8 protein-coding genes and 1 pseudogene are annotated in these 9,290 nt (G+C 66.3%); 5 read left to right on the top strand and 4 right to left on the bottom strand.

Translation table 11 applies throughout. The features are described from left to right. Positions 1-6: 6 nt before the first annotated feature. Positions 7-153: a hypothetical protein gene (locus B1A87_RS24360; RefSeq protein WP_260681006.1), complete on the bottom strand. Its 147-nt coding sequence runs from the start codon at positions 151-153 to the stop codon at positions 7-9. On the opposite strand from B1A87_RS24360, the gene B1A87_RS20500 reads away from it, so the two are divergent. Continuing rightward, positions 142-1,311 (top strand): FAD-dependent oxidoreductase, encoded by a 1,170-nt coding sequence (locus B1A87_RS20500; RefSeq protein ID WP_395940262.1) that lies wholly within the window; start codon positions 142-144, stop codon positions 1,309-1,311. The genes B1A87_RS24360 and B1A87_RS20500 overlap by 12 nt on opposite strands. A gap of 39 nt (positions 1,312-1,350) precedes the next feature. Beyond that, positions 1,351-2,841 carry an aldehyde dehydrogenase family protein gene (locus B1A87_RS20495; protein WP_078027067.1) on the top strand — a complete coding sequence of 497 codons (1,491 nt, stop codon included), beginning with the start codon at positions 1,351-1,353 and terminating at the stop codon, positions 2,839-2,841. Between the two features lie 293 nt (positions 2,842-3,134). Here the strand turns inward: B1A87_RS20495 and B1A87_RS20490 are convergent, their stop codons facing one another. From B1A87_RS20490 to B1A87_RS20480, 3 genes and pseudogenes are all read right to left on the bottom strand, one after another. After that, the gene (locus tag B1A87_RS20490) at positions 3,135-3,755 is read right to left on the bottom strand and encodes an MBL fold metallo-hydrolase (RefSeq protein WP_078027066.1); all 621 of its coding nucleotides are present in this window, start codon (positions 3,753-3,755) and stop codon (positions 3,135-3,137) included. Further along, positions 3,752-4,840, bottom strand: coding sequence for an S-(hydroxymethyl)mycothiol dehydrogenase (locus B1A87_RS20485; RefSeq protein ID WP_078027065.1), 1,089 nt, complete (start codon positions 4,838-4,840; stop codon positions 3,752-3,754). Before B1A87_RS20485 ends, B1A87_RS20490 begins: the two co-directional genes overlap by 4 nt. A 58-nt stretch (positions 4,841-4,898) precedes the next feature. After that, positions 4,899-5,216, bottom strand: a pseudogene (locus tag B1A87_RS20480) (amino acid permease); the annotation flags it as partial. Positions 5,217-5,687: 471 nt separating this feature from the next. Between B1A87_RS20480 and B1A87_RS20475 the strand changes: the two are divergent. From B1A87_RS20475 to B1A87_RS20465, 3 genes are all read left to right on the top strand, one after another. Beyond that, positions 5,688-7,034 (top strand): MFS transporter, encoded by a 1,347-nt coding sequence (locus B1A87_RS20475; protein WP_078027064.1) that lies wholly within the window; start codon positions 5,688-5,690, stop codon positions 7,032-7,034. A gap of 94 nt (positions 7,035-7,128) precedes the next feature. Beyond that, positions 7,129-8,385, top strand: coding sequence for an aminopeptidase P family protein (locus B1A87_RS20470; protein WP_078027063.1), 1,257 nt, complete (start codon positions 7,129-7,131; stop codon positions 8,383-8,385). Positions 8,386-8,474: 89 nt separating this feature from the next. Continuing rightward, complete coding sequence (locus B1A87_RS20465; protein ID WP_260681004.1) at positions 8,475-9,275, top strand: IclR family transcriptional regulator; 801 nt, start codon at positions 8,475-8,477, stop codon at positions 9,273-9,275. Positions 9,276-9,290: the final 15 nt, after the last annotated feature.

The following is a 9,290-nucleotide window of genomic DNA, read 5'->3' as shown; positions in this document are numbered from 1 at the left end:
TGTCTCTTATACACATCTAGATGTGTATAAGAGACAGGCCGTGGGCACCACGGATGGAAGAGCTACCTCGACCTCCGTGCGAGGTTCGACGCCGCGCGCGGCCGCGGGCGGATCACCTACCTTCCCGGGCTCCAGGTCTGGATGTCGCAGCAAATCCATCCAGCTCAAGGGGACGACGCCGGCTTCACCTTGCGCACGACGCCTACCGTCGCGGCGGCTGCTTTAGAGGCAAGCGTGGGTAAAATCGTCGTCGCGCGCCGTCTTGTCCTGTGTCCCGGCGGCTACGACCGCCAGCTTCCGGTTCCCGGCTGGGACCTTCCCGGTGGGATGGCTGCCGGCGGCATCCAGGCCTTCATCAAGGCCAACGGAATGCTTCCCGGGAAACGCTTCGTGATTGCTGGGACCGGTCCTTTCCTGCTCCCGGTTGCCGCGAATATCGCCGAGGCCGGCGGCAAGGTCCTCGCGGTGCTTGAGTCCTCCTCCCCGACCGCCTGGCTGCCGCATCTGCGTGCCGCGGCGGGAGTGCCGGAGAAAGTCCTTGAGGGCGCGGAGTATGCGGCTGTCTTCGCCCGGCACCGGATTCCGTACCGCACGCGCAGCATCGTCACCGAGGTCCTCGGAACGGATCACGTTTCCGGCGTAAGGACGGCCAGAGTCGACGCCGACGGGCGGGTGCTGCCCGGCACCGAGCGTGTGTACGAGGACGTGGACGTGGTCGGCTTCGGTTGGGGCTTCACGCCGCAGATGGAACTGCCTCTGTCCTTTGGCATCCAGACTCGGCTCGATGCGGACGGGTCGCTGGTCGGCGTCGTCGATGAGCGCCAGCAGTCCAGTGTCCCGGGCCTGTTTCTTGCGGGTGAGATCACCGGCGTCGGCGGGGCAACATTGGCCGTGCTTGAGGGCCTCGCGGCGGGCACTGCTGCGGCGGGCGGGACCGTTTTGCCGGAGAAAACCGCCACGCGGCACCGGCGTTTCGCCGAGGCCATGCACCGGGCGCACCCCGTGCCTGCAGCCTGGCAGGACTGGCTCGTCCCCGAGACGATCGTGTGCCGCTGCGAGGAAGTCACAGCCTGCCAGATCACCGACGCCCGGGAGAGCCTGGGAGCCCGCGACGTCCGGACACTCAAGTCGTTCACCCGCGCTGGAATGGGCTGGTGCCAAGGCCGGGTGTGCGGCTTCGCCGCCGCCTGCATTGGGGCCGGCCCGGGCGCTACGCCCACCGCTGAAAGCCTGTCCGGCTCTGCAAAGCGACCTTTGGCCGCGCCAGTGGGCATCGGCGAACTTGCCGCGCTTGAAACTACGGACAACTGAACTTACCCATCTGAACTGCCTCCCGAAAGGAGACCGCGCATGACCGCGATCGCCCAGACCACCGCCGTAGTACTGCCGCCGACTACCGACGCCGAATTGGAACGACTGCTGGCAGCGGCCCAGACGGCTACGGCAGCACTGGCCGCCTTCCGTCCCGCCGAGCGCGCCGAGCTGCTCGACGCCGTCGCCGACGCTTTGGATGCCGCCGCCGACCAGCTCGTTCCCGTGGCCGGACGGGAGACCCACCTGCCCGAGGCGCGGCTCCGCGGCGAGCTCAAGCGCACCACCTTCCAGCTGCGCCTCTTCGGCCAAGCACTGCGCGACGGCGGCTACCTTGACGCCCGCATCGACCATGCCGACGCCGACTGGCCGATGGGCGCCCCGCGGCCAGAACTGCGGCGCGTGCTCGTGCCCGTGGGGCCTGTGGTGGTGTTCGCCGCCAGCAACTTCCCCTTCGCGTTCTCCGTGGCCGGCGGAGACACCGCGTCGGCGCTTGCCGCGGGCAGCCCCGTACTACTCAAAGCCCACTCCGGCCATCCCGGGCTGTCCCGGCTGACGGCGGAGGTCGTCGTCTCGGCACTCGGCGAGGCAGGCGCTCCCGACGGCACGTTCGCGCTCATTGCGGGGACCGCCGCCGGAGCTGCGGCCCTGCGCGACCCAAGGGTCAAAGCCGGCGCATTCACGGGTTCCATCCCCGGCGGACGCGCCCTCTTCGACATCGCCAGTTCCCGGCCCGAACCGATCCCCTTCTTCGGTGAACTGGGCAGCAACAACCCGGCCTTCGTCACCGAGGCCGCGGCCGCTGAACGCTGCGCGGAGATAGCCGAGGGCTTCGTCAACTCCTTCACGCTCGGGGCCGGACAATTCTGCACGAAGCCCGGTACATTGTTCGTCCCAGCCCGGTCCGGGCTGGTGGAGGCCCTGCGCGACGCCGCTCTGCCGCCAGCCGCGCCTCTGCTCAACGAGCGGATCCGGTCCGGATATACCGAGGTGCTGCAGGGCCTGCAGTCCAATCACCGCCTTGAGGTACTGGCACAGGGAGCAGGCCCCTTGGCCGATCCGCCAGGTCCCACACTCCTGCTCACCACCGCGGCCGACATGCTCGCCGAGCCGCATGCCCTCCAAACCGAATGCTTCGGGCCCACCGCCGTCGTGGTGACGTACGACGACGAGTCCCAGCTTCCCGAGCTTGCCGAGACTTTCGAGGGGCAGCTAACCGCCACGATCCACGGAACGGACTCCTGCCAGGTAGAGGCGCTGGTGGAGGTGCTTGCCCGCAAGGCCGGGCGGGTGGTCTGGAACCAGTGGCCAACGGGTGTCGCCGTGACGTACGCACAACAGCACGGCGGACCCTACCCGGCGACCACCGCTGTGGGAAGCACCTCGGTGGGCACGGCGGCTATTGCACGCTTCCTGCGCCCGGTCGCCTACCAGGGCTTCCCGCAGCACCTGCTGCCGGAGGCACTCCGCGACGACAATCCCCTGGCAGTTCCGCGCCTCATGAACGGCCGGCCCGAGGGTGGCCGCTGATGTGGGTGCAGGGAATCTCCTGGCTTGGCGGTGGCGTGCGATCCGCTCCGGAGGGCCGCACTCAGGTGAGCCGCCGGTTTCCCGTCCAAGAGTCCGATCAACAGATACTCACCCGACGTCTAGGAACGGACGACCCCTACTGGTGGATTCTCGCTGGCCGGAGGATTTGCCCAATTCGGCCGTCCTGACCCTTTTTGCCAAAAAACGACGGCGACACTCCGGACTTGCCGGAGTGTCGCCGTCGTTCTGTGGTCAAACAGGGTCAGCAGGGCGGTGCGGTCACCGGCTGGCGCTCATTGCTCAACGCGGGCCAGTGTCTCCCGTTCCGCGCCGATGGTGGTGTTGTCGCCGTGCCCGGTGCGGACCACCGTCTCGGCGGGAAGCGTCAGCAGCCGTTCCCGGATCGAGGCCACGATGGTGGGGTAATCGCTGTAGGACCGTCCGGTGGCGCCCGGGCCGCCGTTGAAGAGCGTGTCTCCGGTGAACACCGTTCCTTCCTCCGCCAGGAGGAAGCAGATGGAGCCCGGCGAGTGGCCGGGGGTGTGGATGGCCTTGAGGGTCGCCCCGCCCACCTGGAACACGTCCCCGTCAGCAAGGTACATATCGGGTTTGATGTCCGGGTAGACCTGTTCCCACAGCACCAGGTCCTCCGGGTGGAGGTGGATGGGGGCGTTCACGGCCTCCGCCACGGCGCGGGCCGCGCCGATGTGATCGTTGTGCGCGTGCGTGAGCAGGATGGCCAGGACCTTCCGGCCGCGGACCTGGCTGATGATCGCTGCGGCGTCGTGCGGAGAATCGATGATCACGCATTCGTCGTCGTTGCCCACGATCCAGACGTTGTTGTCCACATCCCAGGTGCCGCCGTCGAGGGAAAAGGTGCCGGAGGTGACGAGGTTCTCGATGGTGATGCTCATGCGATTTCAACCACCGAACGGAGGACCTTGCCCTCGTGCATCTTGGCGAAGGCTTCTTCCACCTGGTCGATGGTGATGCGTTCGGACACGAAGGCGTCGAGGTTGAGGTTGCCCTGCTTGTAATGCTGGACCAGCATCGGGAAGTCCCGGGAGGGCAGGCAGTCCCCGTACCAGGAGGACTTCAGCGAGCCGCCGCGGCCAAAGACATCCAGCAGGGGCAGTTCGAGCTGCATCTCGGGGGTGGGCACGCCCACCAGCACCACGCGGCCGGCGAGGTCCCTCGCGTAGAACGCCTGCTTGTACGTCTCGGGACGTCCCACCGCGTCGATGACGAGGTCGGCGCCGAAGCCGTTGGTGAGTTCGCGGATGGCATCGACCGGATCCGTGGCGCGGGAGTTCACGCCGTGGGTGGCGCCGAGTGACTTGGCCATCTCGATCTTGTTGTCATCGATGTCCACGGCGATGATCGTGGTGGCTCCGGCCAGCTTGGCGCCCGCAATGGCGGCAATGCCCACGCCGCCGCAGCCGATGACGGCCACGGATTCGCCGCGCTGGACCTCGCCCGTGTTGATGGCGGCCCCGATTCCGGCCATCACGCCGCAGCCCAGGAGCCCGACGGCGGCCGCGTCGGCGTCCTCGTCCACCTTGGTGCACTGCCCGGCGGCAACGAGCGTCTTCTCGGCGAAGGCGCCGATCCCCAGTGCGGGCGACAGTTCCGTGCCGTCCTCCAGGGTCATCTTCTGGGTGGCGTTGTGGGTGTTGAAGCAGTACTGCGGCTTGCCCTTGGCGCAGGCCCGGCACTGGCCGCAGACCGCGCGCCAGTTCAGGATGACGCGGTCGCCGGGAGCCACGTCGGTGACGTCGGGGCCGACGGCGCTGACCACGCCGGTGGCCTCATGGCCGAGCAGGATGGGGAAATCGTCGGTGATGCCGCCCTGCTTGTAGTGCAGGTCCGTGTGGCAGACGCCGCAGGTGAGGATGTCCACCAGTGCCTCGCCCGGGCCCGGATCCGGCACCAGAATGGTCTCCACCGAGACCGGGGCGTTCTTTTCCCTGGCAATGACCGCTTTTACTTTGTGAACCATGAGCTGGTGTTCCTTTCGTCAGTCCTTCGGACTCGATGCAACGGCACCCGTTGCCAATCTAGCTGACCCGTTGAGGTTCGAAATCCCCGGCGGGGACCTCCTGCGGCACAACCGCCGCGGCTGCGTGTTCGGCCAGGACCCCGGTCCGGTGCCTGATCCGCAGGCGGTAGAGCAGCGCCCCGCCGATCACCACCGTGCCGACAAAGATAACTCCGCCCCACTGGAGGTAGGACAGGTAGATCAGCACGATGCTGATGCTGGAGAGGATGGTGAAGATCGCCGGCTGTGAAACGTTGACGATCAGCGGAATGACGGCGATGACGATGCCCGCCACGGTGGGCGTCTTCCGGCCCGGGTGGCAAGCACCGAACCGGCGCTTCCCCCGCCGACGATGACGTAGTCGTAGTTGGTCTCTGTCATGGTGCGAAGTCTCCTTGTACGTCGTGCGGATCCGGCGCGGGAACGCCCGACCGTGCCTTGATCGAGAAGCTAGCGGGTGCACCTTGGGCAATTGACGTTCCCGTCAATTGCGTATTACACAACACGGTGCACATAGTGCGTACTGGAAATATGACAGCCGTCACAAAGCGGTGTCAATAGACCGCCAGGATGCGGCGCCTGCAGCCCGCCCCCGGCGCACGGTCGGGGCAGTGTTACCGCAACGACACTCCACTGGATGCAACGAATTCGTCGGTCAGCCCTGACCCGCGATCGAGCGCGCCGCCCCGACCCTTTCGCGCCAAAATCACGGGCTATCGTCCCAAAAGTATTGACTGTGGCGTATGTCACGCCTAATCTGGTGCAACAGCGTTGCATTGAATGCAACCCCAGACACTTTGGTGGATACATGAGTAACGAAACTTCCTCCCCCTCCCCCGCCGCGTTTGCGGGAGGGGTCAGCCCCGAGGCGGGCAGCGGCGTCAGCCGGGAAACCCGACGCAGGGTGGTCACCGCCAGCTTCATCGGCAATTTCGTCGAATGGTTCGACTACGCCGTCTACGGCTATCTCGCCGCGACCATCTCGTCGGTGTTCTTCCCGGAGGCCGATCGGCAGGCAGCCCTGCTGGCCACGTTCGGCGTCTTCGCGGTGTCATTCTTTGTCCGCCCCCTCGGCGGATTCGTCTGGGGCCACATCGGTGATCGGCTGGGCCGGCGGAAGGCCCTGTCGCTCTCCATCGTCATCATGTCCGTATCGACGTTCTGCATCGCACTGATCCCGGGATACACCAGCATCGGAGTGATGGCGCCGGTCCTTCTCCTCCTGGTCAGGATCGTCCAGGGCTTCTCCGCCGCCGGGGAATACGCCGGCGCATCCGCCTTCCTTGTGGAGTACGCACCTGCCAAAAAGCGCGGCCTCTATGCCGCCGTCGTGCCCGCCAGCACCGCGGCGGGCCTACTGCTTGGCTCCCTGATTGCGGCGCTCCTCAGCACCGTCCTCACCACTGAGCAGCTGCATGAGTGGGGCTGGCGTCTGCCCTTCCTGCTGGCGGCGCCCATGGGCCTGATCGGCCGCTACATCCGCACCAAGCTCGAGGACACTCCTGCGTTCCAGGCCCTCGCTGCCGAAGACCACACCGTGAAGACGCCGGTCTTCGCCATGTTCCGGACCTACCGCAAGCAGCTGATCATTGCCACCGGTGCGGTCCTCCTCAACGCGGTCGGGTTCTACGTGATCCTCAGCTACATGCCGACGTACCTCTCGGAGGAACTCGGCTTCGGCGCGGCGGAGTCGTTCCTGGCCACCACCATCGCCCTGGCCAGCTACATCGGCTTCATCTTCCTGACAGGCATCGCTTCGGACAGGTTCGGCCGCAAGCGCATGCTGATCACCGCCTCGCTGCTCTTCATCGTGCTGACGGTCCCGGCCTTCATGCTGCTGGATACCGGCAATTTCCTGGTCATCGTCCTGGTCCAGATCCTGCTCGGCGGCATGCTGACGCTCAACGACGGCACCCTCCCGAGCTTCCTCGCGGAGCTCTTCCCCACCCGTGTCCGCTACACCGGGTTCGCCGTGAGCTTCAACCTCTCCAATGCGCTCTTCGGCGGCACGGCCCCGTTCATGGCCACGCTGCTCATCGGCCTTACCCAGAGCAAGGTGGCGCCGGGCTGGTACCTGGTAGCGGCCTCCGTCGTCTCTCTGGTCGCAGTCCTGTTCGCCACCGAGACCTCCAAGAAGCCACTCCGGCAGGAATGACCCGCACGTCCGGGACGCCGCCCCTCAGCCCGCCTCCGCGGGTACACCACACACTTTCCTCACTCAATTCAGCACCAAAGAAAGGTACAAACCCATGACCACCATCGAAACCGAGGCCGTCAACGATGTCGCCAAGCTGGACCGCCTGAAGGTCCTCAACAACGGCGAAAAAGTCCGGCTGACATTCTCCGACACGGAGTTCGAACGCCGGCTGGCCGGCCTGCGCCGCATCATGGCCGAGAAGGAACTCGACGCCGTCGTGCTGACCAGCTACCACTCGATCAAGTACTACTCCGACTTCCTGTTCACCTACTTCGGCCGCTCCTACGCCATGGTGGTCACCAAGGAGGACACGGTCACCGTCACCGCAAACATCGACGCCGGGATGCCCTGGCGCCGCAGCTTCGGCGACAACCTGGTGTACACGGACTGGCGCCGGGACAACTACATCCACGCCATCCAGGAAGTGCTGCGCACCCGCGGCATCAGCGTCCGCCGGCTTGGTGTCGAGGACGACTCGCTGCCGCTGGACAACCGCAACAAGATTCAGGCCGCCTTCGCGTCGGCAGCCCTCGTTGACGTGGCACAGGCTGCCATGCGCCAGCGGATGATCAAGTCCGCCGAGGAGATCGAAGTGATCAAGCACGGTGCGCGCATCGGCGACCTCGGCGGCGAAGCCATCCGCAACGCCATCACTGCCGGCATCACCGAGTACGAGGTGGCGCTGATCGGGACGGAGGCGATGGTGCACGAGATCGCCCGCACCTTCCCGGACTCGGAGATCCGCGACACCTGGGTGTGGTTCCAGTCCGGCATCAACACGGACGGCGCGCACAACTGGGCCACCACCCGCAAGATCCAGGAACACGACATCCTGTCGCTGAATTGCTTCCCCATGACCTCCGGCTACTACACCGCCTTGGAACGCACCCTGTTCTACGGCGAACCGGATGCCCGCTCGCTGGAGCTGTGGAACATCAACGTGGAGGTCCACAAGCGCGGCCTCGAACTCATCAAGCCCGGCGCCGTCTGCAAGGACATCGCGGCCGAACTGAACGAGATCTACGTGTCCCACGGCCTCCTGGCCAACCGCACCTTCGGCTACGGCCACTCCTTCGGCGTCCTCAGCCACTACTACGGCCGCGAAGCCGGGCTGGAGCTCCGCGAGGACATCGACACCGTCCTTGAGCCCGGCATGGTGGTTTCGATGGAACCGATGATCACGGTCCTGGACGGGCAGCCCGGTGCCGGCGGCTACCGCGAGCACGACATCCTGGTGGTCGGCGACGACGGCGCGGAGAACATCACCAAGTTCCCGTTCGGTCCGGAATACAACATCATCGGGGCATAGCGGCACCCCCGTTTGCCTCTGCCGGAAAGCGGCGCCACGTCAGCCGTGGCGCCGCTTTCCTGCCCTCATGCGGAATGATGGTGAACACCATGACCTCAGCAGAAGCTCCCGACACCAGCGGCAACGGCGATGCCAAAGGCACGTCCGTCATAGTCAACGCCATCGCCGTCCTGCGAAGTTTCACCGCGGACGAGCCGCTGCTCGGAGTCACGGAGATCGCCAACCGGGTGGGCCTGCATAAGAGCACCGTCTCCCGGATCCTGGCCACGTTCGAGCAGGAGCACCTGGTGGAACGTGACACGGAAACCCGCCGGTTCCGCCTTGGCCTCGGCCTGATCGCGGTGGCCGGGCCGCTGCTGGCGGAACTGGAAGAGCGGCGCGTCGCCTATCCCGTGCTGCGTGAACTGGCCGAACAGACGGGCGAAACCAGCGCCCTCATGGTGTGGAACGGCTCCGAGTCCATGTGTGTGGAACAGATACCCAGCCACCACCAGATCAAACACACCACCCCGCTGGGCGCCCGCTATCACGACGCCTTGAGCGCCTCCGTGCAGGTCTTTCTCGCCGCCGAGCCAGCCGAGCGCGTCCGCGTCCTGCTGCGCAGCGGCGCCATCAGCTATCCGGGCCTGGATGAGACCAGCCTCGAGGCTTACCTGGACCGGCTGGGCGACGTCCGCGAGCGCGGCTGGGCCATCAACTACGGCGAGTCCTCGCTCGATGAAGTGGGAGTTGCCGCGCCCGTCTATGACCACCGCGGCGACATTGCGGCGGCGGTCCTCATCCCGGCACCCCGGTTCCGGGTCTCACCGGCCACACTGCAGAGCCTCGGTGAATCCTGCCGTGCGGCGGCCCGCCGGGTGACCACGCGGCTGGGCGGCGACACTCCGTAATATGACCGGCAAAGG

This window comes from Arthrobacter sp. KBS0703 (assembly GCF_002008315.2).
In the GTDB taxonomy this organism is placed as follows: Bacteria; Actinomycetota; Actinomycetes; order Actinomycetales; family Micrococcaceae; genus Arthrobacter.
Note: the sequence above shows the minus strand (reverse complement) of the source record. Positions and strands in the feature narration are given on the sequence as shown.